This is a genomic window from Bdellovibrio sp. HCB337 (genome assembly GCF_047302465.1).
Classification (GTDB): domain Bacteria; phylum Bdellovibrionota; class Bdellovibrionia; order Bdellovibrionales; family Bdellovibrionaceae; genus JACMRP01.
Map to the genome: position 1 here is coordinate 2,668,179 of NZ_CP178621.1, position 25,795 is coordinate 2,693,973.

General features: G+C 44.8%; 28 protein-coding genes. 15 read left to right on the forward strand and 13 right to left on the reverse strand.

Going from position 1 to position 25,795, the window contains the following annotated elements:
- Positions 1 to 4 precede the first annotated feature (4 nt).
- The 3 genes from ACLWBB_RS12855 to ACLWBB_RS12865 form a co-directional block, all read right to left on the reverse strand.
- Positions 5 to 895 carry a hypothetical protein gene (locus ACLWBB_RS12855; protein ID WP_413287929.1) on the reverse strand — a complete coding sequence of 297 codons (891 nt, stop codon included), beginning with the start codon at positions 893 to 895 and terminating at the stop codon, positions 5 to 7.
- On the reverse strand, positions 895 to 2,943 hold the full coding sequence (locus ACLWBB_RS12860) for an adenylate/guanylate cyclase domain-containing protein (protein ID WP_413287930.1): 2,049 nt from the start codon (positions 2,941 to 2,943) through the stop codon (positions 895 to 897). Before ACLWBB_RS12860 ends, ACLWBB_RS12855 begins: the two co-directional genes overlap by 1 nt.
- A 205-nt stretch (positions 2,944 to 3,148) precedes the next feature.
- Positions 3,149 to 3,637 carry a hypothetical protein gene (locus ACLWBB_RS12865; protein WP_413287931.1) on the reverse strand — a complete coding sequence of 163 codons (489 nt, stop codon included), beginning with the start codon at positions 3,635 to 3,637 and terminating at the stop codon, positions 3,149 to 3,151.
- Positions 3,638 to 3,820: 183 nt separating this feature from the next.
- Between ACLWBB_RS12865 and ACLWBB_RS12870 the strand changes: the two genes are divergently transcribed.
- The 7 genes from ACLWBB_RS12870 (at position 3,821) to ACLWBB_RS12900 (ending at position 9,897) form a co-directional block, all read left to right on the forward strand.
- Complete coding sequence (locus ACLWBB_RS12870; protein WP_413287932.1) at positions 3,821 to 4,810, forward strand: hypothetical protein; 990 nt, start codon at positions 3,821 to 3,823, stop codon at positions 4,808 to 4,810.
- Between the two features lie 173 nt (positions 4,811 to 4,983).
- Positions 4,984 to 5,490, forward strand: coding sequence for a hypothetical protein (locus ACLWBB_RS12875; RefSeq protein ID WP_413287933.1), 507 nt, complete (start codon positions 4,984 to 4,986; stop codon positions 5,488 to 5,490).
- 150 nt (positions 5,491 to 5,640) lie between these two features.
- Positions 5,641 to 5,883 (forward strand): hypothetical protein, encoded by a 243-nt coding sequence (locus tag ACLWBB_RS12880; RefSeq protein ID WP_413287934.1) that lies wholly within the window; start codon positions 5,641 to 5,643, stop codon positions 5,881 to 5,883.
- 138 nt (positions 5,884 to 6,021) lie between these two features.
- Positions 6,022 to 6,774, forward strand: coding sequence for a DUF4423 domain-containing protein (locus ACLWBB_RS12885; RefSeq protein ID WP_413287935.1), 753 nt, complete (start codon positions 6,022 to 6,024; stop codon positions 6,772 to 6,774).
- Positions 6,771 to 7,829, forward strand: coding sequence for a hypothetical protein (locus ACLWBB_RS12890; RefSeq protein WP_413287936.1), 1,059 nt, complete (start codon positions 6,771 to 6,773; stop codon positions 7,827 to 7,829). The genes ACLWBB_RS12885 and ACLWBB_RS12890 overlap by 4 nt, the downstream gene beginning before the upstream one ends.
- A 575-nt stretch (positions 7,830 to 8,404) precedes the next feature.
- Positions 8,405 to 8,947, forward strand: coding sequence for a hypothetical protein (locus ACLWBB_RS12895; protein ID WP_413287937.1), 543 nt, complete (start codon positions 8,405 to 8,407; stop codon positions 8,945 to 8,947).
- 122 nt (positions 8,948 to 9,069) lie between these two features.
- Entirely contained in the window at positions 9,070 to 9,897 is an 828-nt protein-coding gene (locus ACLWBB_RS12900; RefSeq protein WP_413287938.1) for an aminoglycoside phosphotransferase family protein, read from the forward strand.
- A gap of 28 nt (positions 9,898 to 9,925) precedes the next feature.
- Here the strand turns inward: ACLWBB_RS12900 and ACLWBB_RS12905 are convergent, their stop codons facing one another.
- Complete coding sequence (locus ACLWBB_RS12905) at positions 9,926 to 10,810, reverse strand: TIGR02147 family protein (protein ID WP_413287939.1); 885 nt, start codon at positions 10,808 to 10,810, stop codon at positions 9,926 to 9,928.
- Positions 10,811 to 11,020: 210 nt separating this feature from the next.
- Between ACLWBB_RS12905 and ACLWBB_RS12910 the strand changes: the two genes are divergently transcribed.
- Both ACLWBB_RS12910 and ACLWBB_RS12915 read left to right on the forward strand, forming a co-directional pair.
- The gene (locus ACLWBB_RS12910) at positions 11,021 to 11,458 is read left to right on the forward strand and encodes a hypothetical protein (RefSeq protein WP_413287940.1); all 438 of its coding nucleotides are present in this window, start codon (positions 11,021 to 11,023) and stop codon (positions 11,456 to 11,458) included.
- Positions 11,459 to 11,812: 354 nt separating this feature from the next.
- A complete protein-coding gene (locus ACLWBB_RS12915) occupies positions 11,813 to 12,277 on the forward strand; it encodes an HPP family protein (RefSeq protein ID WP_413287941.1) in 465 nt (154 codons plus the stop codon).
- 399 nt (positions 12,278 to 12,676) lie between these two features.
- Here ACLWBB_RS12915 and ACLWBB_RS12920 read toward each other — a convergent pair whose 3' ends face one another.
- From ACLWBB_RS12920 to ACLWBB_RS12945, 6 genes are read right to left on the reverse strand one after another with little or no spacing between them, the layout of a single operon-like run.
- Positions 12,677 to 13,414, reverse strand: a complete 738-nt coding sequence (locus ACLWBB_RS12920) for an SDR family oxidoreductase (protein WP_413287943.1) — start codon at positions 13,412 to 13,414, stop codon at positions 12,677 to 12,679.
- An 11-nt stretch (positions 13,415 to 13,425) separates the two neighbouring features.
- Positions 13,426 to 14,448, reverse strand: coding sequence for an amidohydrolase family protein (locus ACLWBB_RS12925; protein WP_413287944.1), 1,023 nt, complete (start codon positions 14,446 to 14,448; stop codon positions 13,426 to 13,428).
- Positions 14,441 to 14,959, reverse strand: a complete 519-nt coding sequence (locus tag ACLWBB_RS12930) for a 3-hydroxyanthranilate 3,4-dioxygenase (protein WP_413287945.1) — start codon at positions 14,957 to 14,959, stop codon at positions 14,441 to 14,443. Before ACLWBB_RS12930 ends, ACLWBB_RS12925 begins: the two co-directional genes overlap by 8 nt.
- A 2-nt stretch (positions 14,960 to 14,961) precedes the next feature.
- The gene (locus ACLWBB_RS12935) at positions 14,962 to 15,393 is read right to left on the reverse strand and encodes a RidA family protein (RefSeq protein WP_413287946.1); all 432 of its coding nucleotides are present in this window, start codon (positions 15,391 to 15,393) and stop codon (positions 14,962 to 14,964) included.
- Positions 15,394 to 15,396: 3 nt separating this feature from the next.
- Positions 15,397 to 16,842, reverse strand: coding sequence for an aldehyde dehydrogenase (locus tag ACLWBB_RS12940; RefSeq protein ID WP_413287947.1), 1,446 nt, complete (start codon positions 16,840 to 16,842; stop codon positions 15,397 to 15,399).
- A complete protein-coding gene (locus tag ACLWBB_RS12945; RefSeq protein ID WP_413287948.1) occupies positions 16,842 to 17,477 on the reverse strand; it encodes a cyclase family protein in 636 nt (211 codons plus the stop codon). Before ACLWBB_RS12945 ends, ACLWBB_RS12940 begins: the two co-directional genes overlap by 1 nt.
- Positions 17,478 to 17,538: 61 nt before the next feature.
- On the opposite strand from ACLWBB_RS12945, the gene ACLWBB_RS12950 reads away from it, so the two are divergent.
- The 4 genes from ACLWBB_RS12950 to ACLWBB_RS12965 all read left to right on the forward strand — a co-directional run bounded on the left by ACLWBB_RS12950 (position 17,539) and on the right by ACLWBB_RS12965 (position 21,549).
- Positions 17,539 to 18,351, forward strand: a complete 813-nt coding sequence (locus ACLWBB_RS12950) for a 2-keto-4-pentenoate hydratase (protein WP_413287949.1) — start codon at positions 17,539 to 17,541, stop codon at positions 18,349 to 18,351.
- Positions 18,352 to 18,353: 2 nt separating this feature from the next.
- Positions 18,354 to 19,610 (forward strand): kynureninase, encoded by a 1,257-nt coding sequence (gene kynU, locus ACLWBB_RS12955; protein ID WP_413287951.1) that lies wholly within the window; start codon positions 18,354 to 18,356, stop codon positions 19,608 to 19,610.
- A complete protein-coding gene (locus ACLWBB_RS12960) occupies positions 19,600 to 20,946 on the forward strand; it encodes an FAD-dependent oxidoreductase (protein WP_413287952.1) in 1,347 nt (448 codons plus the stop codon). The genes kynU and ACLWBB_RS12960 overlap by 11 nt, the downstream gene beginning before the upstream one ends.
- Positions 20,947 to 21,069: 123 nt before the next feature.
- Entirely contained in the window at positions 21,070 to 21,549 is a 480-nt protein-coding gene (locus ACLWBB_RS12965; RefSeq protein ID WP_413287953.1) for a hypothetical protein, read from the forward strand.
- Between the two features lie 5 nt (positions 21,550 to 21,554).
- Here the strand turns inward: ACLWBB_RS12965 and ACLWBB_RS12970 are convergent, their stop codons facing one another.
- On the reverse strand, positions 21,555 to 22,568 hold the full coding sequence (locus tag ACLWBB_RS12970; RefSeq protein ID WP_413287954.1) for an alpha/beta fold hydrolase: 1,014 nt from the start codon (positions 22,566 to 22,568) through the stop codon (positions 21,555 to 21,557).
- 183 nt (positions 22,569 to 22,751) lie between these two features.
- Here ACLWBB_RS12970 and ACLWBB_RS12975 point away from each other — a divergent pair, with 183 nt between their 5' ends.
- Positions 22,752 to 23,840: a DUF2515 family protein gene (locus ACLWBB_RS12975; RefSeq protein ID WP_413287955.1), complete on the forward strand. Its 1,089-nt coding sequence runs from the start codon at positions 22,752 to 22,754 to the stop codon at positions 23,838 to 23,840.
- On the forward strand, positions 23,828 to 24,187 hold the full coding sequence (trxA, locus tag ACLWBB_RS12980) for a thioredoxin (RefSeq protein ID WP_413287956.1): 360 nt from the start codon (positions 23,828 to 23,830) through the stop codon (positions 24,185 to 24,187). The genes ACLWBB_RS12975 and trxA overlap by 13 nt, the downstream gene beginning before the upstream one ends.
- A 22-nt stretch (positions 24,188 to 24,209) precedes the next feature.
- Here the strand turns inward: trxA and ACLWBB_RS12985 are convergent, their stop codons facing one another.
- Both ACLWBB_RS12985 and ACLWBB_RS12990 read right to left on the reverse strand, forming a co-directional pair.
- A complete protein-coding gene (locus tag ACLWBB_RS12985) occupies positions 24,210 to 24,998 on the reverse strand; it encodes an endonuclease/exonuclease/phosphatase family protein (RefSeq protein ID WP_413287957.1) in 789 nt (262 codons plus the stop codon).
- 44 nt (positions 24,999 to 25,042) lie between these two features.
- The gene (locus ACLWBB_RS12990) at positions 25,043 to 25,699 is read right to left on the reverse strand and encodes a hypothetical protein (protein ID WP_413287958.1); all 657 of its coding nucleotides are present in this window, start codon (positions 25,697 to 25,699) and stop codon (positions 25,043 to 25,045) included.
- Between the last annotated feature and the right edge of the window lie 96 nt (positions 25,700 to 25,795).

Here is a 25,795-nt window from a genome sequence, read left to right on the forward strand (position 1 = left end):
GGCCCTAAAACTCGAAGCCGTAAGACACTGTATAAGACGTCACCTTGAGGGGTCTTATGTCATTCGCGGGCTGAAAGGACCAGACGTTGAAGCGGAGCGCCTGATATCCTAGCGCAAGGCCTAAGCCGCCAAAGCCTGGTGGTACTGCTGCATATCCGTCATTGCCACCACATTTAAAGCTGCTGTCACCCAACTGACCACCTGTCAAACTTACCTTGTGGCAGGCGTCACCAATACCGTTAAAAACTAAGAAATAGGGATTAATGCGGAATTTACCTACGCGGAAAACCATTTGTAAACCCGTCAAGACACCTATGCCTGACGGATCGAATTTCACATCACTAGGTGTCGGCCCCGATCCCACTTGATCGTAATTGAGGCTTGATTGAAATGAGTAGTATCCAGGTCCCCCAAAAACGCCAAGGGCGAATGTGGATTTGGCGTCACCCACTAACCGATATTGAGCTGCTGCAAAAGCGGCGGCTCCACTAGCTTTGAAATCCGTGTAACGAACTGTCGCAGCCGAATCATAAGTGATATTAAATTCACCAGTTTGAGAAGAACCGGTTACGTAGAAAAAGTAACTAAGATCTTTTTTCGAGGGAAATGTCAGCCCAAAGCCTGCACTCTGGCCCTTTGAAACTCCTGAATAGTTTGCAACAGGAGTCGTAGTGTCCGTCACGCCTGGCTTATTTATAAGTTCGGTTTGAATCGTCCCATACTGTGGAGTCACTTCATTTTGCCCCCCATCGAGGCTTGGAAACGGTGCCGACAAAATCAGAGACTCCAACGCGGCATTGGCGATATCAACGCCCATAGTTGGATGAGCCTGTGCCGGTTTCTCTAAAAGTAAGAATGCTATTGTCGTAAAGATAAAAGGAAAATTCTTAGGCATCACTTCGACAATCCTGTGACTGACCACCAGACTTGCAAGTTTTCTTTACCTTTAACTTTGATAGGCTCTAGCGAAGTGGCCATAACGATGTCTTTGATTTTTTCATACATCACATCTGTGACAATCAGCTGTTGCTTCTTTGCAATAGACTCGGCTCTTTGAGCGGTGTTAACGGTGTCACCAATCACAGTGTACTCCATGTGATCTGGGCTGCCGAGACTTCCCGCGATCATAGGACCTGTATTGATTCCGATGCCAATGCCGATTTCTGAATAACCATTGCTTTCAAGCTCTTTATTCCAGCGAGCCATCTCTTCAAGCATGGCAAGGGCTGCCGTCACGGCTCTCTTTTCTGCTTCAGCAATAGGATGCGGAACTCCCCACACGACCATCATATTGTCACCGATGAACTTATCGATAACGCCGCCGTGGGACTTCACGATTTTCACCATACGCTCAAAGAATTGATTCAATAGTTTAACAATCTCTTCTGGTGTCGTCTTTTCTGCGAGTGATGTAAATCCACGAATGTCTGCGAACATAATCACCGCATTCACATTCGTACCTTCAACACGAACGTCAGACTCATTGCCGTCCAATATTTTTTCTGCGATTTGCGAATCAACGTACTTACGGAAAGTCTTTTCGACTTTCTCACGGCGTTCTAGCCCAACACCCATACGATTAATGGCATGACCAAGTCCGCCGATTTCGTCTTTCGAGAAGACTTTTACTTTGGCATCGAATTGGCCTTTTTCGATAAGGGCCACTTTATCTACGATTTCAGTAATAGGTTCAATAAATGCATGAGCGATGATTTTTCCAAGATGCAACGCCAAGAAGAATGAAATCCCCCAGAATACCAAATAGCTTTCAAGGCTTGAGATCGCAGAGGAAGAAGGCATTTGGCCATACAGAAGTGGCGCCCCCAAATTACTCCAGCTTGAAACCACGTAAGAAATCAAAAACGGAATGGTCGCAGCAAGGCCAATCCAACGCAAAGATGCCACAAGACTTTTGCGCGAGCGCAAGAAGCTAATCATCAAAGAACCAATCGTCGCATACAGTAAGAAGGACGAGAAGATCAACAGACCGTATCTGATGTCGGCTTCTTCAATCGTTGGCGCGATAGTCCCCACGAAAAGCAAAGTCGTAAACGCAATCAAAAAGCGCGTTCCCGGAGAGAACGTCGCAAGCTTTTTCGCAAGGATAGTCCCACTAAAGACAAAGTAAAATATTTTTCCAATAAAGCGCAAAACCGGACCGTAGATTTTAGAAAGAATCGGATCAAATAAGAAAAACACTTGGATCGCCATGAAGAGCAACAAGGCCCCTAGCGGCAAAGCCTTCCCCGTCTGCCAAAAGCGAAGCGCTAACAACGGCGGTACAAAAAGCACAAGCAGTGGTGTCCATATTTTTAAGTCATGCCAATCGTTCAAAGCCTCGATTTTGCGATAACCAAGAATCAAAGCAAAACACCAAATGATAAACACTAACCCCAAGCTGAGTGCCAGTGGGTAAGCCAATGCCAACACATAGGCCATTAGGTACAGCTTCTTCTGTCCGGTTTCAGCTTGGTCAAAATAGGTATTGAACAGGTTTTCATTTTTATCTTGATGGCCAGTTTCAAAATGTTTTGCTGCCAACAACAACAATGGACGTGGATCGTTGGGTGCAGCTTGAATCGCACCTTGCAAAGCTTCGATTTGTTTCTCAGGCTCGCCAAGGCGTTCGTAGATTTGATTGATCATCAGGTAATCGCTGATGCTTTTGTCTTTCTTGACTTCCACTTCTCGTAAGATAGGAACAAGGTCTTTGACTTGGGCCACTTCTAAAAGTTTTGGAACAATCGAAAGGATTTTAGAGTCTTCAAAGATCTCTTTAGCCTGTAATGCATAGTGGTCAATGTTCTGCTCTGAACGCATGCATTTGACGATGGTTTGCAATGCTAGAAGATCACTAGAATCTTTTTCGTAAACGGAGTTTGCTAGCGGCACGATAGAAGCGCAGGATTTCTGCCCGACGTCTTTTTGCAACTGCTCTTTCAAAATAGCCAACTCCTCGGCGGGTGCAGACCACGCAAGCGAGGTTTGAAAAACAAGCAGAGCTAAAATGAGAAAACTCTTAAGAAAAACCACGTTATGTTATCGACATAACGTGGCTTTCGATAAAGGACGGATTTAAGGAAATGTCGCTGGTCGTTGGTCGCTTTTCAGGACCAAGGACCTTCAGAAATGGCCTGCTATGCTCGAGTTATTCGCTGACATTTTGGCAGAATGGAGCAGGAAGCTCTGTAAGCAAAAACTTGTCGTCTCCGCCAGCAATTGCTTCTAGGATACGAGTTTCAGTCTCGCCATCGCCGTCGCAGCCGCCTTCAAGAACGAAGTTGTTGTTTTCAATCGCAAGTCTGCCATCATTTGCCTTACTCAATTGAACCGACCCACCATCGCACTCGATGTAGCAACGGTTATTGTCTTCACAAACAAAGTACGCGCGATAGTTAGTGAATTGATGTTTATGGCCTTTAAGAGTCACCTCGACGCTCATAATTTTTGTACCGTCGTTGTTCTTTTCAAGTTTTGCCTGAAACTTTTGAACGGTTTGCTTTGGCGCTGACTTTAAGTGAGCGGTGCTGTATTCGCGGCCGTAGCAAACAGGTTGCTCGGGGGTTACCTTAGCAAAGATATCGCCAGCTAGAGCGTATTGAGAAAATAGAAGAAGGCCCAAGACGAGGGATTTCATAGAAGCTCCTTATTAAAAAGACAAAGCTGTTGTTTATAGCCCACTTCTTTAGCACGCCCGACCCCGCGCACAAGTCTTTTCTTGGAAACATCCCTCTCCTGGTTCCGCAGGCCCCTTTTGACACCGCCAAGATTGGCCCGGGCCTTGCTAAAGGACCTTTCCGAACCTTGATGGGAGGGATTCATGAAAGTAAAACTACTCAGTCTATTGGCTTTATCTACTCTATTCTCTGCAACCGCCATGGGGATGAGCCGCGGACTACCTAAAATCGAAAATCAAAATGTTTATGATTCAAAAGTTGTCGCTAACTTTAATTTGCGCGCAACCGATGGGAGCGTTCTAAAGTTTTCGACATACAATAGCCAAGTTGGAAGTAACCTTAAATATCTACCACCAGAGAAAAATGCCAACTATTCAATTTGTGAAGGCACTGGTAAAAAAACGGATATCGATCTTTTCATTAAAGTCTCAGATATCTCGATCAAACTCTTGCAACAAAAGCGCAGTTTAACTTCTGCTGAGACTGCACTAATTCAAAAAACTCCACGTTGCGCTCCGTATTTGTCACCGTTAAATACAATCGGTCTCATTTTAGCTCCAGAACAGCCTGCAGACGTACGTGAGGAAATCTCTAGTTTGACTTTAAAAGCCGACAAAAAGACCGGCAACTTCCTTTTGGTCAATACTGATAGTGGCAAATCTGCTGCATTCAAAATCAGCAGTGACTTGAAAGATCTAAAAATTAGAGAGCTTCGTGATTTCACAAAAGTGCAAATCTTAGCTTCTCAATCTGGCCAAAATGCTGCTATCAAATTCGCCCTCGAGAGTATCGATACTGACGAACCTAGCCACCACAGCAGTGTTGAACGTTGTGACTATATTCACTCAGAAAGACAATGCCGCTGGGATCGTGAAACTAAAGAAGAAAAATGTGAATACATCACGATCACAGAACCAGGCGAGCGTCGTGTTGAAAGAACTTCTCAGACGACTGCTTATGACTTGAGAATCGACATTGTCGATATCCAAAACCGAGTCCTTGCAACAGGCAAAGTCAGAGACCTTGAATTTGACTACGACAGTGACGAAGGTACTTGCTACCCGATCCACGGTGGCCACTATGGTGGACACCACGGGGGCTATGACGACAGAGATCGTCCTCCCCGTTACTAAAAAACACCAGACCCAGGGCTCACTCCCTGGGTTTTTTCTTTTTTACTCAATCAATATATCATGGTGACCATTGGTCACCAATATTCAGGTTCATTTCTAAGATTTCACAACACTTATTTTTTTCTTTAGGTATCTTCCGGGGCATTGAAAACAACAAATCCAAGGAGATTCCAATGAACAAATTCGTACTTTTCACTACTGCCCTAATGATGACTGTTGCCGCTCATGCAAAATCTGTTGCGCCAACAAAAGAGAAAATTAGCCCTGCTACTATCGATCAAACAATTCGCTTAGCTGATTCTGACGACAATGTTGTTAAAAAGAAAATCAGCATCGTCGTTGTAGACCATGGCTTAAGCACAGATGTAAGCCCTCGCTATTCCGTTTACTTGGGCTATAACAGCATGGCTGAAATGGGCAACCTGAGTGCCGCTTACTTAATCACCAATCAAGCCTACTCCAACGTCAAAGCGAAAAGAACTTCCGCCGGCATCTACGAAGTTAGCTACACCGAATATCGTGAGGAGCAAGGCATGGTGACAGTGACTCAAAGAATCGACGCGACAGCAGCGTTCTCGGCTGACAAAAAACAACGTGCAAACTGCAACGAAGGATTCTGCGATGGCTATATCAAAGCTGATATCTCTTTAACAGAGTCCGTATCTTCGGATAACTACTAGCCCTAACTTGAGCCAAGAAAGTGTCTCAGAAAGAGTCACTTTCTATCCCACCTTGGGGCGAGAGGAATTGGGTTCGAAACACGTCTTATATATAAAGATGGCGAAATCTTTCTCATGTAAGTACGTGGATTCAGCCCTAAGGGGGTAGTTATGAGAATCGGAACCTTGATCCTGCTCGCTCTTCTAATTACAAGCGTCAGCTTTGCGGAAGATCGTCTGGACAAAATACCTTCAATGTCAGGTCAGATTGAAATTATGGATCAGTTGGGTTTGGTAGAGGATAAACTCCCTGCCGAGCAAGTGCGCATCCCAACAGCTGCGAAAAGCAAAAAGGCAGCGCCTGAGAAAATAAAAATACACCACCTAGCAGATATAATGACTATGGGTGATTAAACCAAAAGGCTGTGATGATCTCACAGCCTTTTTTTTCGTTTCGATCACCACGAGCGCTGCAAAAATGCAGCACCACTGATTTTTTTGCAGCACGTTGTGGTTGACAATCCCTTGTCCACAGCGGGTAATACCGTTTCCATGTTACAACAATATCTTCTTCAAGAATTTGAACGCCGTACTAAGGCTAACCCCAATTATTCGCTGAGAGCCTTTGCGAGAGATTTAGAAATCCACTCGGGAACACTCTCAAGTATTCTTAATCAGCGCCGCACCGTGGGTGCCAAGGTGCTTACGCACATCATGAAGAAGCTTCCACTCTCTGCTGCAGATAAAAAGAAGATTCTTTCAGACTTGATGACACCAGCCCCTGTGGAGTCCGAAAAACCGCCTGTCATCGACGAAGAGGTTCTGAACATTATCAAGGACTGGGAACACTACGCGATCTTGTCTTACCTGCACCTGCGTAAAGCCAAGAAAGCTCCTGGAGACATGGCAAAGGCGCTACGTTTGCCTCAAGCGAAGGTCCTTCGTGCTCTGACAAATTTAGAAAGTGCAGGGCTTATCTCTCGTGATGGCGGTCAGCTTAAAGTGACTCACAAAAGTTTCATTACTTCTCGTGGAATTCCAAGTCCGGCCTTACGCGAAGCTCATGCACAGTACATCGAAAAAGCAAAACGTGCCTTAACGGAGTTCTCTGTTAATGAACGTGACATCACCGGAACGACCATAGCGATTTCCTCTAAGAATTTACCCAAAGCCAAAGAATTGATTCAGCAATTTCGCCAAGAGCTTTCCGAGATTCTTGAGCAAGGTGAAGCTGACGAAGTTTTTAGACTTAATATTCAATTATTCCCTCTTACTCATAAGAAAACTGCGGAGATTTCAAAATGATTAGGATTCTTTATTCACTCGTTGCTCTTCTTTTTGCAACTGCACCACACGCCCAGGCTAGTGATGGCGGTGGCGGTTACGATCACGGCAATGGCGGCGATATGTGTGAATATCGCTTTAAAACTGTACAAGATGATTTGACGGCCTGGATTGCTAAGGGTGGATCAGCCTACCTTCAATTACCTCCTGAAATTTCTCATGAGAAGTACAACATCTATATGCTTGATAAGATTCAAGCGGCCAAGGTGAGTTGTATCGATGAAAAGGTCTTCGTCGGCAACGCCGAGAAAACTTGTAAGAACTTTGTCGAAGCAAATGGCACATCACGCATCCTCTGCAACAGAGATCGCTTCATGACGACGCCAGAATCCGATCAGTATGTTTTGGTTCATCATGAGTACGCTGGGCTTGCTGGTTTTGAGGTCAACACAGGTGAAACCTCGCACTACGAGATTTCAAACCAAATCAGCGGATACCTTGAAAGTCAGATCGTCAAAAAGTTGGTGGTAAAGCCCCCAGCAGGCAAAGTGGAGAACCCATTTGATTCGAAAAGTTGCCTGGGACCTCAAATGACGATGCAAAATGTGACTAATTTGATCCCCGCAGGAAAAGATCACATCGCACTCTCGACACTCAATATTTATACGCGTGAGCGAACGTGCGATGTTTTTAAGGGTTGTTCGGAGTGGAAATTTATTAAAAATAAAATTACGTACCCTGACGAGCTTCGCTTTATAAAATCAGTGATGGCTCCAAATACGGGCACCATCAGATTCGCACGGGCTCCTCAAGGTATTTCCATCAAGCTATCAACCAATGCCCCTGGCTCGTCCGATAAGGGTGTTGTTCTTTCCTTTGACATGGTGGGCGAACCTGTTGATGAGGTTGGCGGAAGATTTACAATGATGACTCTGCCCGACTATCGACAAATTGGCGACGCCGTTGGCACAGTGACCAACAATTGCGCTCGTCTAAACTATAAAGGCAAAGAATACATCGGCGCGGCTGGTACAGTATGGTGGGAACGCGAAACTGTGTTCTTGTCTCGGTACTAACTTGCAGGATCACACCCAGCGAGTGTATTCGGAATCACGGTGCAGAGCTTCGCGGATGAGAAAATAGAAAAGCTATACTTCTGGGGGCTATCTCTTTTTTTTGAGAGTATTGATAAGGTAAAAGAGGCCGAATATAGCCAGCAATAAGACCAAATAGGTTGTTATTCCACCTTCTTCGATAGTTTTTTTCAAAGTGGCTTTGGTGTCCGTACCTGATTCGTTTGCAAAAACAGACGTGCTTATAAAAATTGAACTATTAAAAAACGTATAGATCAAAAAACTATTCATTTTGGAAGTCTCCGGTCAGCATTGATGATAACAACACTAAGTATTTTGTCAATTGATAGAGAATGGATGAGTCGCTGCAAGTTTGCAGCGACTTTTGTGTATTTGGCATCAGTGCAAAAACTCTGTGAGTTTTTGTCTGTGTGCTGTTCGAAAAGCATTGGGTTATTGAGCAGCCAATTTACAGATAATTTTTGCTGTCTAGGTTGTCTGGTCAGCCCCGAGTTGATGGACACAAAATTTTGTGTTACATGTTTTCAAACAAATTCTCTTTGAAATAGGACTCTTCTATGAAATATGCCTTAACTGCTTTTTTATTGATGATCAATCTTGCGTGTGCGAACGCAAAAGAAAACATGAATCTAGATCAAAGTGGATTTGATTCATATGAGTTAGGTGATGTTAAACTGAAGGACTTAAGCTTTGACTTCGAAATTGAAAATCCTGAGGGGGTTGCGAGAATCATATTCGATCAATCTGTAAACCTGGTAGAGCGGAAGTACCTTGTTAGAGGAGAGGAGCTATTGTCGAGTCAGTTTGCCAATAATCTGTATGACTTTTCTTGTGGTTTGCAAAGCTATTTTCTTCCAACTCATACACCAGTTCTCCGAGACAAAATTATCAAGGGGCAAATGAAGTTTGAATTATCTAGACCTCAATTTGGCACCAGTTATGTCGGAAATTATGTATTAGATCGCTTTGTCTTTCCATTGGAAAAGAAAGGTGATCTTTTACTTGTCTGCTATAGACATTATGTACAAGGTAGTAAAACTACAGTCCACGATCTTAAGGCCGCGCTGTCAGGCTACTTGAAAGTCAGGATAGTGCCATAAGAATATTTTTTTTAGTGGTTAGATTTTTAAAAATCCCTTGTTTTCAATACTAAGCCTGTTCAGAAATGCACAGGCTTTTTTATTCTTATGACTAAATTGCATAAACTCGGTATTTTAAGAAGATGCAAAATATCGGTAGCAAATTAGAAAAGTATTTAACTCTATGGAACCTGTCCGATCCGAAGTTGGTAGCTACAACACCTACAAGTTTTATTTATGAAGTTTCAAGAGATGAAGACCTAATACTGAAGATCTTCACAGAAACTGGTGCAATTGACGAAAAGGCGAGCTCCTCAGTCTTAGCGGCCTGGAATGGGAATGGATCTGTAGAGCTGAAGGCTTCCGACGATGGAGCCTTGCTCATTGAACGACTTGAGGGGCCCAATCTTTATTTTTATTCGGAATCGAAGAACGAAACCAAGGCAACCGAGATCTTCGTACATATAATTAAGAAAATTCACTCTAGTCCCCTGCCAAAAAATCACTCCATCCCTGAACTCTCAACTCTGTTCAAGACATTGTACGATTTTACGGGTTCTCCTGAAAAACACAGACCTCTTTTTCAAAAATCCGTCGAAGTTGCCCGTAGTCTAATAAGCACTCAAAACAAGGTCGTACTTCTTCATGGAGATTTGCACCATGAAAATGTCATGAAACGAAAACACGGCGAATACGTTTGTTTTGACCCTAAGGGGTTTATCGGCGATCCATGTTATGAGATCGCGACCATTCTAAAAAATCCTTGGGACTTTCCTGAAATCTCTGAAAACGAAAAGCTTTGTATCGAACGAGCAAACATGTTTGCTGATTCACTAAAGCTGCCAGTTCAAAGAATTTTAGAGTTTTCATTTGTTCACATGTGCCTGAGCGCCATGTGGGCAATACAAGATGGACAAGACTATTCCCATCAAATGAAAATCGCGCAGTTTTTAGAAAGCTATATTTCCTAATATGCGCGAGGAACGCCGAGGCCTTCAACTACGAAGACGGAGAATTAGTCTCCCCGTCACCAGAATTTTTTACTGAATAAGGGGCTTCTGTCCATGGAATCAAATTTAAATTAATCTGATACATTCTTCGATCTGAAAGTGCGTCGTTATCAAACTGCGAAAATATGGATTGAATAAAGGCGCCTTGTTGCTTCAGATAGTCTTGATACTCTTGCTCGTTTAAGCCGAGGGTAATACTTCGATAATTTCTTTCACTCGCAGGTCGATGTTGGCTTGCAATGGCCTTCTTAAGGCTTTCTTCATGATATTGCAGAAGAGCTTGATTGTGGGCCTGATCCTCAAACTTTAGAATTTTTTGCGTTGCCCACCACTCATCACCCACAGCTTCAACAAGTCCCGCGTTCAACAGGACTTGGAGGCTTGCTGCGATGACTTCCTTAGTTTGACCCGTTAAGCGCACCAGCATCTCTTGATCGCGCTTGATATCTGTATATGTGAGAATATTTCTAATAATGACGATCAAAGGATTCGCCAGCAAGTTTTCTTGAGGACTGACGACCGTATAGTCGACAGCTCGCTTCAATAGTTCGATGAGTTTAGTGGCATACAGCTTTTTTTGCTCCGGCTCACGGCACTGGGAATAAATCACAAGAAGATAGAAGTATTCTTTATCCTCGTAGTTTAACTCAAGAAAGTCGGCAAGCTTTTGCGTTAACAACTCTGGAATACTTCTTTTACCCGCCACAACGGAGCGCAAATACGATCTGCTAGAAACCCCCAGAATTTTAGACCACACTTCGTACGTGAAGTCTCCACTTTGATTTTTCCGAAATGCATAGAAGTCCAAAAGGTACTGGTTTGCATCTAGATATTTTTTAACGTCGGGTGGAGCTTTCATATCAGGTAATGTCATTCAAAAAATTTCAGCATATGAATTTCCTCTTGTAAACCACTGCTTTTGTGTTCATTTTGCGCCCAGCTAGAACAGCTTTGCTCCAAAGGGTGTTTCTCGACCAAATCTTAAACGGCTTGTAAGCACCAGCAGCACAGAGAAGGGTCATAAACCTTTGGCACAACGGTTGCTCTACTAGCTTTCAACACAAACTTTAAAAGGAGAACTAAAATGAAAAAGTACTTATTCGCACTTGTAGTATTGGCGGCATCCTCATCTTTTGCCGGCGGCACAGATGTGGGTTCGGGAAATATCGGGACAGATAATGCCCCCATTCGCGTTAAAGGTATTGTCTGTGAGGCTCAGAAAAGCATCAATGGCGCGAAGCCATTTGTGATCATTAAAGATATCTCGGATTCGAATGCAACGCTGATGTTGCAAAAGAGTGATGAGATTCCAGATGTGCGAAATGCGGAACTTACAAAAGTCGTTGAGAATGGCAAATTGGTGGTTGGCTACATTAGCCTAGAGTCAGCAATGAATCCTTACGCCCCTAACTTTGCTGTTCACACTGATGGATCGACTCCTCAGGATACGACGACGGCGGTTTTGACGTTTGATCAGAGTAACGTGGAAATTAAAATGAGCTGCCGTGACGGCATGAAATAAAATTTCAGGAAACATTAAAAGTAATCAACCAGAAGAATGCTGACTTTGTTAAAAACTGCTTGAAATAAGATGTTCAGGCAATCTCTGTATGCCGCCGCCACGTCGATTGTAAGCAGACTATATAAAGCCTAAGCCTGTTCAGAAATGCACAGGCTTTTTTATTCCTACACCTAATTTTAAACTAATATCCGCGGGTAACGCCGCCGTCTATGAGGATGCATAAAATTTCAACTTGAATTTCTCTTGAATTTTTCAATCACGAAGGTCGAGTCGCGTTTTCACTCTGGCCGTTGACCAAACTCCGAGCCCAAATTGAAATTGATACTACAGATATCTATTTACTTCGGAGAAAGCATGGCAATTGCAAAAGAAATTATGACAGACAAAGTCGTTACCCTCCCAGCGGCGACGGATATTACAGAAGCTGTCGAAGTGTTCACCACAAAAAAAATCACTTCGATGCCCGTAACTATGGTGACTGGTGAAATCGCTGGTCAATTGACCGAATTCGTTTTAGTTCGTCTCATGGTCATGCACCAAGCTCAACCCGAAAAGTTTAAAAAATTAGCGCACGCCTTGGAACATCTCGAACAACCCGTTTTCGTCGAGCCTCAAGATTCTGTGGCGGTGGTTTTGAAAGCTATGATGAGCTCCCCAATAAAGCGCGTGATTGTGTCTATGGATAAGTGCAGAGTCTTGGGTATCATCAGCCCGAAGGATTTACTTCGCGCTCTGGCAGCGGGTGATAAGACAGCGCAAGTTATCCAGAAAGAAGTTCAGAAAACAACAGCAGCGGGCGCCGCTATGAAGGCTGGTTAGCAGGGACTGAGAAAATTAAATCACTAGTTTTTGAGAAAAAGCCTGGTCAGAAATGCACAGGCTTTTTTTATTATAACTATTTATGGTCCTCTAACGTATCACCAATAAGTATTCTACAGCTACGACATCTCGAGGTTAGTGGGTTTACTGAAAATTTATCAGTAAAAAAGGGCTTTTTACAACCTGGGCATTCAAGATTAAAAGCTTTAATAGAGTAATAAAGAAACACACACGCAATCAGAACAAGCCCCAATATTAGTATTAATTCTGAATTAAATTTTGAGCCAAAAACTCCGAATAATATCCAGAAAATCATACTTAATAAAAGCCGAGTCTTTACTTGTCTTATCGTCTTCCAGTTGTCCACAAGTTCAATCATACTATTTTTTTGCTCTTAAACTAATATCCGCGGGTGACGCCGCCGTCGATGAGAATGCTTTGACCTGTGATGTAGCCCGCTCTTGGTGATGCTAGGAAGGCTGCTAGGTCCGCTAGCTCTCTTGGATCACCCAAACGCCCTGCTGGGACCATTTGCTTGATTCTCTCGTCTGTCAGTTTTAATTCTTTCAATCGATCTGTGGCTGTGTAGCCTGGTAGTAACAAGTTAATTGTAATTCCAAATGGGGCGTATTCATTCGCGATTGACTTGCTTAAGCCCGCAAGACCTGCGCGCAAGCCGTTTGAGGTTGTTAGACCGTTCAATGGCTCTTTTGCTGCTAGTGATGTTACTAACAAGACACGTCCGTAATTGTTTTCTTTCATTTTCGGCAGGGCTGCCTTTAAGGATTCTACAACACTCATCCACAGGCTTTGGAAGTCTTCTTGCCATTGGCTGTCTGAAACGTCTGCGAAGTTTCCTTTGTTTGGGCCGCCTGTGTTTGTTACGAGGATATCTACGCCACCCATTTCTTTGATGGCTTTTTCGACGACGGATTTGCCCTCGCCTGCTTTTGTGAGGTCACAAGTGAATACATGCTTTGCGCCGATTTCTTTTGCGGTTTTTTGAAGTTTATCAAGGCTTCTTGAACAGATCGCAACTTCGGCACCCTCTTGTACTAGAACTTCAGCAATAGATCTGCCGATACCGGTAGAGGCTCCCATAACTAAGACTTTTTTGTTTTTAAGCTGTAAATCCATGCTCGTGTCCTTTATTTTGCGAAATCTTCTTTTTTCATACCAAGCCAGTTCAATGCCGACTTCGAGAATAACCACTCTTGAGTTTCTTTATCATTCGGGAATGCGTCTTCAATCACCTTGCCTGGAATCTGCTCGCCGAGTGGGAATGGATAATCCGTTCCCAGACAGATTTTCTCGGCACCCACAAGCTCTACAAGATATTTCAAAGCTTTCGGGTCATGCACAAGACTGTCGAAATAAAAATGTCCTAAGTAATCCTTAGGCGGAACTTTGTTGTCCACCGCACACAAATCCGGGCGTGAATCAAAACCATGCTGAATACGACCGATTGTGAATGGGAAAGATCCACCACCATGAGCAAATGCCACTCTTAACTTAGGAAACTTATGGAAGATGCCACCAAAGATCATCGAGCTAATCGCTAACGATGTTTCCATTGGCATTCCCACAAGCCACGGCAGCCAGTACTTTTGCATTTTATCTTGGCCACGCATATCCCATGGATGAACAAAGAGTGGCGCATCCAAGGCTTCACAGGCTTCATAGAAAGGATAAAGAGCTGGATCTGAAAGATTCCAATCATTCACATGCGAACCGATTTGAAAGCCTTTAAAGCCCAATTGCTTGATACAACGTTCAGCTTCTTTGGCAGCCATCTTTGGATCTTGCAATGGCACCGTTGCCAAACCCACGAAGCGTTTTGGATTGCTCTTCACGACCTCCGAGATGTGATCGTTAAGGAGCTTTGAAACCACCAAGCCGTCTTCGGCTTTGATGCCGTAGCTGAACATCACCGGGATTGTTGACAGGACCTGCACATGCACGTGGTGCTTGTCGTATTCTTGTAAGCGAACTTCGGGGTTCACACAGTTTTCCTGAACACGACGGAAGAACTTTCCGGAATCATCCACCATATCAAAGTCAGTACAGCCAGGACATTGCTTCAGTTGAATGAAGCCGCCATAGCCAAACATCTTTTTAAAATCTGGGAGCTCGGGCGGCAAAATGTGAGTATGAATATCAATCTTAAGCATTCGCCCACTTTCGTCCGTTCACATGGCCACACTTTGTGCATTTGGTATGTGCGCTATTGTAATAGCGTTCAAACACCGGCGGGAAATCTGTTTCAACATTCTTAAGCGTAAAATACTCTTCATAAAGTTTGGTGCCGCACGTCTCGCAGTACCATTGAAGGCCATCAATCTCGCCATCTCTGCGACGGCGCTCGATCACCAGACCGATAGACCCCGCTTCACGTTGAGGCGAGTGTGGAGTGTTTGGCGGAAGCAAGAAAATATCACCCGCAGTGATGCGGATGTCTTCCATCTTCCCCTGCTCGTTAATCACCTTCAGGGTCATGTTGCCTTCAAGCTGATAAAAGAACTCTTCGCTTTGATTTACGTGAAAATCAGTGCGTGCATTCGGGCCGCCCACAACCATCACCATGAACTCGCGGTCTTTCCAGACCACTTTGTTGCCAACAGGTGGTTTTAGCAGATGGCGATTCTCATCAATCCATTTTTTAAAGTTAAAGGCTTTTTCCATGACTAGACGCCCTTCTTAGAGTCCATCACCGCAATACATTTAAGCTCGATCGCAATAGGTGTTGGTAACGCATTGATCTCGAGCGTGGTACGGCACGGAGGATTTTCTTTAAAGTACTCTGCCCACAGGCGGTTATAGATCGGAAAATCGGCTTTCATATTGGTCAAATACACAGTCACGTCGACTAGATTTCCCCAGCTAGAGCCCGAGTCTTCCAAGATTGAACGAACGTTTTTAAAAACACTGTGACATTGAGCTTCGATATCATAAGCTCTGATACTGCCGTCCGTATTCAGTTCAACACCTGGAATGACTTTGGTGCCACGTTCACGGGGCCCTACGCCTGAAAGAAACAATAAATTTCCCACAACACGTGCGTGAGGATAATTTCCAACAGGTTCTGGGGCCTTCATTGAGTTCTTAGCTTCTGACATGGACTACTCCATTCCTATACAAATATTTTTAACTTCACTCATAAATTCAAGAGCGTGCTTCCCGCCCTCGCGCCCCACACCGGATTCTTTCACGCCTCCAAACGGAGTGCGCAGATCACGGAGCATCCAGGTATTCACCCAAACAATGCCGCTTTCAATTTTTTGCGCGATTCTGTGACCGCGCTTTAAATCCTGAGTCCACACGCTAGCCGCTAGGCCGTACTTAGTGGAATTCACCATTTTCAAAACTTCGTCTTCGCTTTCAAAAGGTGTCAAAGTCGCGACAGGACCGAAGATCTCTTCTTGATTTACTTTGGATTGATATGAAAGGCCTTCGATGAGTGTTGGCTGAATGTAATAGCCACCGGCGAACTCGCCACCCATTTCGGCTTTTTTGCCACCGCAAAGGATTGTGGCTTTTTCGCCTTTGGCATGTTCGATGTATGAAAACACTTTGTCTTGATGATCTTTGGAGACGACCGCGCCTTGTTGGGTCTCGGGCTTTAAAGGATCGCCTTGTTTTAATTGCAGCGTTTTTTCAACCAAAGCTGCTTTGAATTTTTCGTAAATAGATTTTTCAACAAAGATACGTGAACCGCACAGACAAATCTGCCCTTGGTTCGAGAAGCTTGAACGCACAGTGGTTTCAACGGCTTTGTTAAAATCGCAATCGGCAAAAACGATATTGGCGTTCTTGCCACCCATCTCGAGCGAAATCTTTTTAAAGCTTCCCGCGATCGATTGGGCAATATGCCTGCCGGTTGCTGTACTTCCCGTGAAGGACACAGCTTTAATGCTTGGATGATTCACCATCGGCGCACCAACCTCGGGGCCACGGCCGTGAATGATATTTAGCACCCCTTTAGGCAGTCCTACTTCAATCGCAATCTCGCTGAGCAAGAAAGCTGTCATCGGAGTGAGCTCTGATGGTTTTGCGACGACAGTATTACCGGCAACTAGTGCCGGAGCAATTTTCCATGTGAAAAGATACAGCGGCAAATTCCACGGAGAGATACATGCGACGACCCCCAGTGGAGAATACGTCACATAGTTCAGAGCTCTGGTATCTGTTTGGAAAGTTTCACCATGAAACTGAGTCATAGCATCCGCAAAGAACTCGAAGTTAGTTTTACTACGCGGAATATCGACAGTGCCTGAAACACTCACGGGCTTGCCGCTATCGATAGATTCAGCCAATGTCAGTGCATCGTGCTTTTCTTGAATTTTGTCAGCAATCTTTCTCATGAAACGAACGCGGGTCTCTACCGAAGTTTGGGACCATGCAGGGAATGCTTGCTCTGCGGCTGCAACAGCCTCCGAAACATCCGCTTCGCTAGAGTCTGGCACCAAAGAGTACACTTGGCCGGTTGCCGGGTTTACGTTGTCCAAGAATTTTTTGTTCTTGGGCTCTTTCAGTTCGCCATTGATGTAATTCAAAATCTTTTTCATCAGCGTGTCTCCGCATATTTTCGCAAGATAGCTCTGACCGGAGTTGCATCCGCCCCTTCAATTTTTAGTGGTAATGCAATCAACTCGTAAGTGCCTTCTTGAACATGATCCAACACAATCCCCTCAAGAATCGCCATATCGTGCTTATGAATAGCCAAGTGACTCTCTAGAACCTTATCCGTCGCAGGATCTACTGACGGGGTATCAATGCCTACAAGAATGACCTTCTTCTCGTGCAGGTAATTCACAAGCTCTGCCGAGAGCGCATTAAAATCGTCATTCCATTGATAAGGGTTCGGAAAAGATTTGGTTTTAAACAAAACCCGTGGGGCTTGAATGTTTTTGCCCTTCAAGTCCGCAACCTGAATGCGCGCACCGCGAGGTAAAGAAACCTCGATCACTTGCGCATGACCTAAGTAAAAATCCAAAGAGCGGGTCTCGATGGACTCAGAACGAGGTGCGTAATGGTTAGGCGCATCGGTATGAGCCCCCAAATGCACGGTCGTCGTGATCTTTGAGAGTGTCAGATGCTGCCCTTTATCGGTGCTCATCAGAAATTCTTCGCTAAAAGGGGTATCCCCCGGGAACACCGCCATACGAGAATTGATGGTAGGAGTAATATCGATAATTTCCAATCTTGCCTCTCTGAAAACATCAAGCTAACCTTAGGCCGATTATTCTACAAGGCGGGGCTGAATGGTGAAAGAAAAAATGACCAAGGACAATAAGATAAATACGGTTTATTGGGCCGATGTGCTGCACGGAGCCAGACTCAATCACACGCCGATTCCTCAAATCAGCAAGGAAATCTCGTCGTTTTCCAGAGCCGAAGCCTACACTATTCAAGAACTACAAATGAAAGCCTGCCTAAAAAGCGGAGAAACTCAAGTCGGCTGGAAAATGGGACTCACTTCCGAGGCAAAACGCCGTCAGATGAAATTGGATTCCCCGCTCTATGGGTTTTTGACGGATAAGATGCAAGTCGCTAACGAGGGCACTTTTGTCCTTGAGGGCTCTATCCACCCTAAAATCGAACCCGAAATTGCATTTTCGATCAATAAAGACCTGTCGGGCACTGTCACTCGCGAGCAAGTCCTTGCTGCTTGCGGCGGCGTTGCCAGTGCGCTCGAGATTTTGGATTCCCGCTATACCGAGTTCAAATACTTCTCGATGGAAGATGTGATTGCCGACAACTCGTCGTCGTCAGATTTCGTCGTGGGACCTTGGGTGACGAAATTTGAGAGTCTGGATTTAGTAAATCTAAAAATGGAGATGAGTGTCGACGGAAAACTTGTTCAATCCGGTTTTTCAAAAGACATTTCCGGCGACCCCGTAGAATCCGTTGTGCAATTATGCGCTTTGCTTGCAGAGCGTGGGCAATCGCTGAAAAGCGGCAGTATCGTTCTTGCTGGAGCCGCGACTGCTGCTGAAATGTTGAAGCCTGGAATGAAAATCAGTTTGTACGTGGACCACTTACCAGCGGTCTCTGTTAGCGTGAAGGGAAGTTAAAAATGTCTTTAGCCGATGCTCGTGCCCTTGATCAAAAAGATCCTCTTAGAAGTTTCCGTGATGAGTTTGTTTTTCCTGAAACGAAATCTGGCCAAGCGCCAATGTATTTCGCAGGGCACTCTTTAGGTTTGATGCCAAAGAAAGCAGAAACTTATATCAACCAAGAACTCAAAGCTTGGGGCAAATACGGCGTTGAAGGCCACTTCGAAGGCGAACATCCTTGGCTTCCGTATCACGAAAATATCACAGGCAGCTTTGCCCGCCTTGTCGGCGCCAAGGAAGAAGAAGTCGTTGCTATGAACACTTTGACGGTGAATCTGCACCTACTGATGGTCAGCTTCTACCGTCCGACGAAATCTCGTTTTAAAATTCTGATTGAAGCTAACACCTTCCCGTCTGACAAATACGCGGTTGACTCTCAAGCGCGCTTTCATGGTTTTGATCCACGCGAAGCAGTTGTTGAAATCAAGCCTCGTGCTGGCGAAGATCACCTTCGCGAAGAGGATCTTTTGCAGAAAATCCAAGACCTCGGAGAGTCTCTATGCCTTGTGATGCTTGGCAATTGTAATTATCTTTCAGGCCAATGCTTCCCTTTCCAAAAAATCACCGAGAAAGCTCATAGTGTTGGTGCCGTTGCTGGATTTAACCTTGCGCACGGAGCTGGCAACTTGTTCTTGCAACTTCATGACTGGAAAGTCGATTTTGCAGTTTGGTGCTCTTACAAATATCTGAACGCAGGCCCCGGCGGTATTGCTGGCGCCTTTGTTCATCAAACGCATTTGAATTCTAAATCTCTGCCGCGCTTTGAAGGCTGGTGGGGGCAAAACAAATCTATCCGTTTTAAAATGGGACCTGACTTTGATGCTATCCCAACTGTCGAAGCATGGCAGCTTAGCAATCCTCCCATTTTTCAATTAGCAAGCTTAAGAGCTTCTATGGAACTTTTTGACAAAGCCACGATGAAAGGGCTTCGCGAAAAAGGCGAAAAGCTTACAAGCTATTTTGAAAACCAAATCCGTACAGAGCTTGAAGGACATGTCAGTATCGTGACACCGCCACTGCCTCAGCGCGGGTCCATGCTCTGTTTGCGCTTTAAAAAATCACCGCGCGCTTGGGCCGGCAAATTGCGCGAGCGTGGAGCCTTCGTTGATTTCCGCGAGCCTGATATCATTCGTGCAACTCCGGCTCCTTTGTACAATTCTCATGAAGACATCTACCGTTTAGTGCAGACCTTCAAAGAGGTCATGCATGAATCCTAAGGTCACCATCATTGGCGCAGGCCTTGTCGGCTCTTTGTGGGCTGTCCTTCTGCGCAAGAGAAACATTGATGTCACTGTATTTGAAAAACGTTCGGATCCTCGCTTGTCAAAAAACGAGGCTGGACGTTCTATCAACTTGGTCATCACTTCTCGTGGTGTGCATGCCTTAGAACAAGCAGGTCTTTTACAAAAAGCTCTGGAACTTGCAGTTCCTGTCTATGGGCGCATGATTCATGCAAAAACCGGAGAACTGGCTTACCAGCCCTATGGGCAGGAAAACGAGCGCAATCTTTCTATTTCCAGAAGTGCGCTGAATCAGTTTTTGATCGAAGAAGCCGAAAATGCTGGTGCGAAAATTCACTTTCAGCATGAGCTTTCGCAAATAGACCTTAAAAAGAAAACCGTGTCGTTCTCTTCCGGAGAACAGCATTCTTACGATCTTCTATTCGGGACAGATGGCGCTGGCAGTCTAGTTCGCAAAAACCTAGCGAAGCAATATCCAGATCAAGTTCAAGAATCCACCGAGTGGTTGCCAGCAGATTACAAAGAGCTTTTCTTACCTGCACCCAACTCTTTAGATCGAAAAGCCCTGCATATTTGGCCGCGTGGCTCGCATATGATGATGGCACTTGCGAATTTGGATGGCAGCTTTACAGTCACTCTGTATTTACCAAAAGCCAGCCGCCCTATCAGTTTTGAAAACATCAAGAACACCAAAGACGTAGAAGATCTCTTCAAGAACGAATTCCCAGACGCGATTCCTCTGATGCCGCAATACCTTTCGGACTTTACTCACAACCCGCAAGGAGCTCTTGGCACCGTTCGCTGCTCAAAATGGGTTTTTGAAAACTCTGTCGCATTAATGGGTGACGCTGCTCATGCGATTGTCCCGTTTTTTGGCCAAGGGATGAACTCGGGCTTTGAAGACTGTACGAACTTTCTAAAAATTCTGGATCGCAAGAATCAAAATTGGTCCGAGGCTTTATCAGAATACGATCAAACGCAACGACCGAACGCCAACGCCATTGCCGATATGGCGATTGAAAACTGGTACGAGATGAGTGAAAAGGTCGCTGATCCTCAGTTCCAACTGCGTAAAAAAGTTGAAGGTATACTGGAAAAGAAATTCCCCGACCTTTTTAAGTCCCGATATGGAATGGTGACTTACACGCTGATTCCGTATCATCTGGTGCAGAAAGCGGGACACCTCCAAGATCAAATTTTTGCGGAACTCCTCAAAGACATCAAATCCCCAGACGAGTTTTCTCTAGTCAACGCGGAGGCGCTCTTAAAACGGATTTACGAGCCCTTCTTAAAAAATCACGGGATCATTTGATGTAATCAGCGAAGCGCTCCTTTCAACCGTTTTACGTACGGGAGCGGTTTTCAGCGCGTACGAAAGTTCAGGACTGTTGGATCCGACTCCAGGGTGAAAGAATCACTTTATAAGGAGTCTACAATGAAAAGTTTAGTTCTTTTGTGCTCAGTATTTTTAAGTTCGATTGCCTTCGCTAAAGAAATTACGAGAGAAGATGCCACAGAGTGTTTTCAGGCAGCAGGTTTCAACCAAAGAGTCTATTTCGTAAATGAAAAAGACGGTCTTTTGGTTTTCCAACAATCAGACGGCAATGTAGCGACATTCGGCCGTGCTACTGGAGCTGTCGTTAAAAGAACCAAAATCAGCAACGACATCCACGTTAAGTGTGAAGATGTAAAACACGAAACGATCGAAAGCTACTTCAATGACAGTTTAGTGCCGGCTTTGAGAAATTTCCGCTTGTCGAACAAAGTGTATGCTTCCAAGTCTAACACGAAAACCGCGCTGATCAAAAAATGCGCTCAACTTGTGAAAAGCTTCGGTGGCAATGCAGACGCAATCTTTGCCGATGACAAGTCAGAAGCCGCAAAACCAGCAGGTTCTGAAAAAGGAACGAATTAAGTCAATTAGTGGGTCGCAAAAAAGCGATCGATTCTATCAATGACTTTTGTACGAAGGCTGTCAGTTTCCTGCAAAATCTCGTGGCGAGCGCCCGGGACTTTGATGAGCTGACAGCTTTTTGCTTTTGCGCAGTACTGAGTTTGTTGTTTTGGCAAAACAACTTCGTCCTCGCCCGCTTGGAAAAGCAACATAGGAATATCTTTTGGCGGCGCGATCTTCGCAATACGCTTTACAGCTTTTGTCGCCTGTAAAACCCAGCGATTTGTCGGCCCCTGAATACCAATGCTTGGATTCTCCTGAAGCATCGATTGATGTAAACTCCAGCGTGCTTTACTGTGAGTCAGAACATTCTTGTCGAAATCTAAATACAAATTGAACTCTTCTTTACCTGGCGCAAAGTTATTGCACATTTTCTCAGTCTTACAAAGAGTGAGTAACAAAGGCATTAAATAACGAGTGTCATAAACCACCGGCGCGCGAACGCCGAGCATCGGCGCCGAGAACACAACCGCATCCACCATGCCCTCACGAAGAGTTAATGCAGAAACGCCCGCACCCATGGAGTGAGCAACCAAGAACAATTTCTGCCCTTGGCGTTTGCTGCGAATGGATTGGATGTAATTTCCAAGATCTTTAGCGTAATCAGAGAAACTTTCAACGCTGCCCTTTTCAGGACTTTGTGGAAGCAAACGCTCGGAAGCCCCCTGCCCGCGATGATCCAAAATGTAAATCATCGAATAACCACGTTGAACAAGATCATAAGCAAGCTCGTAGTATTTCGGAATAAACTCGCCTTGTCCTGGAATCAAAAGAACATCGCCTTTGTCGCCAGTTCCCTCTAGCGTGAAGCTCGCAAGAGACAAGCCCCGCTGTCCCGAGATAGACTCATAACGCCCGTTTTGCGCTAAATAAGCTGCCACTTTAGAAGACATCGCTTCTTTAAGCTCTGCTTCGGGAATTGCAACCGCAATTCTTACGTTCAACAAGACTGTCAAAATTCCGAGGGTCAGCAAACGCATGGGGTGTCTCCTAGTCGTTGCGGTTAAAAAGCAATAAAGGTGCCGCTATAAGGTCCACTACGAAGCCGCAAGAGCGATTCTCGGGACATACCGAGTGGCAAGAGTTTGGACAGTCCAGTAAGTATTTCCAGTGGACCTCAGTTTTCCCCGCTTTGGCCGCGTCTTATGAGAAACTCTTGAACCATGCGACACCTCATCCTCAAATCATTCCTTGGAATCCTCTTCTTTAGCAAGATCTGCTTTGCATCAGACTATGCGCAGTACGATCAGTTTTTATCAACCCGCTGGCCCGTTCCAAATCCCTATATCGGCGAGTGTGAAACTCACAATCCGAAATATTGGCAATGGAAGGCTCAAAGCTTGATCTCGGTCGACCCGATCAAAGCCAAAATGCAGCTTGATGACGAAGAAGTCATGGTGCTTAGAAACCTTCTTATCAGCCAGGCGTACAACAGGCTTTTTGTGCACTCGCTGAAGAATCAAAATGTTGAAAAACCGACTGTAAAATTCTTCTGGATCGCAGCGGGCTCTCAAGCATCAGTAACGATTGGTCATGCGTTGCAAGAAGGTGTGATTGATAATTTCCCTAATAACTCACGTGCGGGAATCATCCTAGGTCGCCTGAAAGCACTTCGTTCTGACTTACCAACTGCTCCAAGCATAATGTTAAAACATATTTCTGACGTGACCAAAAAAACGGCCGAAAATAACTGGCGCGTTTATTCTGATATTTATTGGCAACACTTAGCGTATTTGGCGTGTGGCTATAAAGAGGTTGTTGAACTAAATAAGCTCATGATCTCGGAGCGACTTGCAGCTAGTGACAAGGTAGGTGTCGATCACTATGAGCGCTTTATTCAGGTTTGGACTGATATGGAAGCGGGCCGCTATTTAGAAGCCAATATGGCCCTGATCTATCTTGAGCAATACAATATTTTGCAAAAGCATATGTACAACGGCATTGACGCAAAAACCGCGAATGCGCTTTTGCTCTTTAACCAAATGGCCAAGGCAGAACTCAAAGGCCCAGGTGGTCGCGAGATCACACCGTTTACCCAATTCGCAATTCAGCATAAACGTTATCCAAACCTCAGCGACTTCCCAACTCGTTTTGAGTGGATGAAATATGTCGTCAGCGAACAAGCAGCTTATTTAAAAGAATTGGGCACCGTCGAAAATGTTGAAGCGATTTTACAGAAATCTTTGTTTGAATCTTACCAGGCGATCAGCGATTATCTAGTTTATGCAGAGGGGGCTGTATGGAAGTTTTAAGCATCCAAACTTTTAAAGAGAAAATTTTTGATTTCGAAAAAAACAAAGAGTGGGTTTTTAATGGCTCCCGCCCAGCGATCGTGGATTTTTACGCCGATTGGTGTGGTCCCTGCCGAATGCTCTCGCCAGTACTAGAAGAGATCGCAACCGAGTACGCAGGTCGCGTAGACATTTTCAAAGTCGACACCGAAGCAACACCAGAGTTATCAGCACTCTTTGGCGTACGTGGAATTCCAGCTTTGCTTTTTATCCCTACAAGCGGAGAAGAACCAGCAATGTCTTCGGGATTTGTCCCTAAAGACAGCTTACAAAAAGCAATTGCCGAGATTTTCGGAATCAATCCTTAAAATTTTCTTTGAACTGGGCTCTTTACAGAATCAGAGAAAACACGGCACCCAAACCATAGTGGTCTGAAACCCAGTTCTCTTGGAAGATTAAATTCGCCTTTTCAACTTTCAGGCGAGCTGGTTGATACAAAATATAATCCAGACGTGAAGGACCATATTGCTTATCCTTCACCAATGGGTTGGTGTCAGGATTGTAAGTATACTCTTTACCATCTAGAGCATCGGCAAAGCCCGCATCGCGGAAAACTTGTAATACCGATGAATCATAACTGTCATTCAGATCACCTACAATAACTACAGGCAAGCCTTCAGATTTTTCAGCAATGAACTTCATCACAAACTTAGCCTGCACAACGCGGTTTTGGCGCATTTCTGCAAATGGGCTAAAGTGAACGTTGATAACCATGATCTCGCCAGAGTCAGTCAGAAACACTCCGGCATTCATGTACTGACGAGAGAACATTTTCGTAGCAGGAAGTTCGCGGGATTCTAAGTTACGGCCCGGCACTCCGGCCACTAAAGCAAGACCTTCATTCATAACACCAAACTCGTTGGTATTCTGATAGATGCCTCGGTAGTTTGTAAGGCGAATCAACTCATCAAAGATATTTTCAGACAAGGACCAGCGTGCAGCTTCTTGCACGCCAAGAATTTCTGGAAAGTCGCCCTTTGCATGTTCTTTATAAAGATGTTCAACGCGGGTTTCGTAAGCAGTTCTATAGTGATACAGATTTTGAGTGCCAATGCTGAATGCTTGGGCCATCGACTGAATTCCTAAAATGAGGAGAACTGCTAAGAGAGCTCTTTCCATGGCGGTAATCTGGAAAAACCGTCATGGCTTGTCAATGGCAAACGCTAGTCTTCCAGAACATTTCGCATTGTTCGGACCTTTTTTAAGACTTTTTGTAGCAATTTTGATTTGGAGTGGTGCATTTCGACTTCAACTGTGACGTATTGTTGCTTATCGGCAAAGGCATTTTGAATAGCTACGAGACGGCCATTGCCATCAAAAACCACCACATCCCCGTTATCCGCACGTATCGCACGCATCGAGTTTTTAGAAGGCATGACCGTATTCAAAGTTGCTTCATTCAAATGAAGGTAGCCGTCGTCAGACGCTGCAAGTTGCTGCAAAGCCTTTGTGCGCTTCTCAAGCTTTTCAATAGCGGCGCCTCGAGTGATGGGATGGATAGTCTTTAAAAGTGGCAATGGGATAAGTTCCTTAGTCACTTTTGTGGCTCTCGTCATAATCAAACCACGAAGAGCAACGGCATAAGGGGCAGACCCATCCAATTCTTTAATCTCACGCAATTTATCTGTGTAGTACGCGACGGGACTGAAACCACCCTGTTTGGCGGCAACCTCAATACCCGGTTGAACATAAAGGATTGGCGAGTTATCAAGGACCTTCTCGCAAGACACCACAGGCTGACCAAAAGCTACAGGTGCCAGCAGTAAAACTAGCAACAGAGCGATCAAACCACGAAGTGCATTCAATAAGAAATTTCTCATGAGCGTCAATAAATGCAAGCCAGAGGCCCCGCCAAATCAAATATAAAAGACCTTGGCTCAATAGACTGCTCACAGATTTTTCATGGGAGCAAAGAT

Bases quoted from the DNA above. Each gene is read 5' to 3' on its own strand.
- ACLWBB_RS12855 (WP_413287929.1), bottom strand. From the start codon at position 895: ATGCCTAAGAATTTTCCTTTTATCTTTACGACAATAGCATTCTTACTT.
- ACLWBB_RS12865 (WP_413287931.1), bottom strand. From the start codon at position 3,637: ATGAAATCCCTCGTCTTGGGCCTTCTTCTATTTTCTCAATACGCTCTA.
- ACLWBB_RS12870 (WP_413287932.1), top strand. From the start codon at position 3,821: ATGAAAGTAAAACTACTCAGTCTATTGGCTTTATCTACTCTATTCTCT.
- ACLWBB_RS12875 (WP_413287933.1), top strand. From the start codon at position 4,984: ATGAACAAATTCGTACTTTTCACTACTGCCCTAATGATGACTGTTGCC.
- ACLWBB_RS12880 (WP_413287934.1), top strand. From the start codon at position 5,641: ATGAGAATCGGAACCTTGATCCTGCTCGCTCTTCTAATTACAAGCGTC.
- ACLWBB_RS12885 (WP_413287935.1), top strand. From the start codon at position 6,022: ATGTTACAACAATATCTTCTTCAAGAATTTGAACGCCGTACTAAGGCT.
- ACLWBB_RS12890 (WP_413287936.1), top strand. From the start codon at position 6,771: ATGATTAGGATTCTTTATTCACTCGTTGCTCTTCTTTTTGCAACTGCA.
- ACLWBB_RS12895 (WP_413287937.1), top strand. From the start codon at position 8,405: ATGAAATATGCCTTAACTGCTTTTTTATTGATGATCAATCTTGCGTGT.
- ACLWBB_RS12900 (WP_413287938.1), top strand. From the start codon at position 9,070: ATGCAAAATATCGGTAGCAAATTAGAAAAGTATTTAACTCTATGGAAC.
- ACLWBB_RS12905 (WP_413287939.1), bottom strand. From the start codon at position 10,810: ATGACATTACCTGATATGAAAGCTCCACCCGACGTTAAAAAATATCTA.
- ACLWBB_RS12910 (WP_413287940.1), top strand. From the start codon at position 11,021: ATGAAAAAGTACTTATTCGCACTTGTAGTATTGGCGGCATCCTCATCT.
- ACLWBB_RS12915 (WP_413287941.1), top strand. From the start codon at position 11,813: ATGGCAATTGCAAAAGAAATTATGACAGACAAAGTCGTTACCCTCCCA.
- ACLWBB_RS12920 (WP_413287943.1), bottom strand. From the start codon at position 13,414: ATGGATTTACAGCTTAAAAACAAAAAAGTCTTAGTTATGGGAGCCTCT.
- ACLWBB_RS12925 (WP_413287944.1), bottom strand. From the start codon at position 14,448: ATGCTTAAGATTGATATTCATACTCACATTTTGCCGCCCGAGCTCCCA.
- ACLWBB_RS12930 (WP_413287945.1), bottom strand. From the start codon at position 14,959: ATGGAAAAAGCCTTTAACTTTAAAAAATGGATTGATGAGAATCGCCAT.
- ACLWBB_RS12935 (WP_413287946.1), bottom strand. From the start codon at position 15,393: ATGTCAGAAGCTAAGAACTCAATGAAGGCCCCAGAACCTGTTGGAAAT.
- ACLWBB_RS12940 (WP_413287947.1), bottom strand. From the start codon at position 16,842: ATGAAAAAGATTTTGAATTACATCAATGGCGAACTGAAAGAGCCCAAG.
- ACLWBB_RS12950 (WP_413287949.1), top strand. From the start codon at position 17,539: ATGGTGAAAGAAAAAATGACCAAGGACAATAAGATAAATACGGTTTAT.
- kynU (WP_413287951.1), top strand. From the start codon at position 18,354: ATGTCTTTAGCCGATGCTCGTGCCCTTGATCAAAAAGATCCTCTTAGA.
- ACLWBB_RS12960 (WP_413287952.1), top strand. From the start codon at position 19,600: ATGAATCCTAAGGTCACCATCATTGGCGCAGGCCTTGTCGGCTCTTTG.
- ACLWBB_RS12965 (WP_413287953.1), top strand. From the start codon at position 21,070: ATGAAAAGTTTAGTTCTTTTGTGCTCAGTATTTTTAAGTTCGATTGCC.
- ACLWBB_RS12970 (WP_413287954.1), bottom strand. From the start codon at position 22,568: ATGCGTTTGCTGACCCTCGGAATTTTGACAGTCTTGTTGAACGTAAGA.
- ACLWBB_RS12975 (WP_413287955.1), top strand. From the start codon at position 22,752: ATGCGACACCTCATCCTCAAATCATTCCTTGGAATCCTCTTCTTTAGC.
- trxA (WP_413287956.1), top strand. From the start codon at position 23,828: ATGGAAGTTTTAAGCATCCAAACTTTTAAAGAGAAAATTTTTGATTTC.
- ACLWBB_RS12985 (WP_413287957.1), bottom strand. From the start codon at position 24,998: ATGGAAAGAGCTCTCTTAGCAGTTCTCCTCATTTTAGGAATTCAGTCG.
- ACLWBB_RS12990 (WP_413287958.1), bottom strand. From the start codon at position 25,699: ATGAGAAATTTCTTATTGAATGCACTTCGTGGTTTGATCGCTCTGTTG.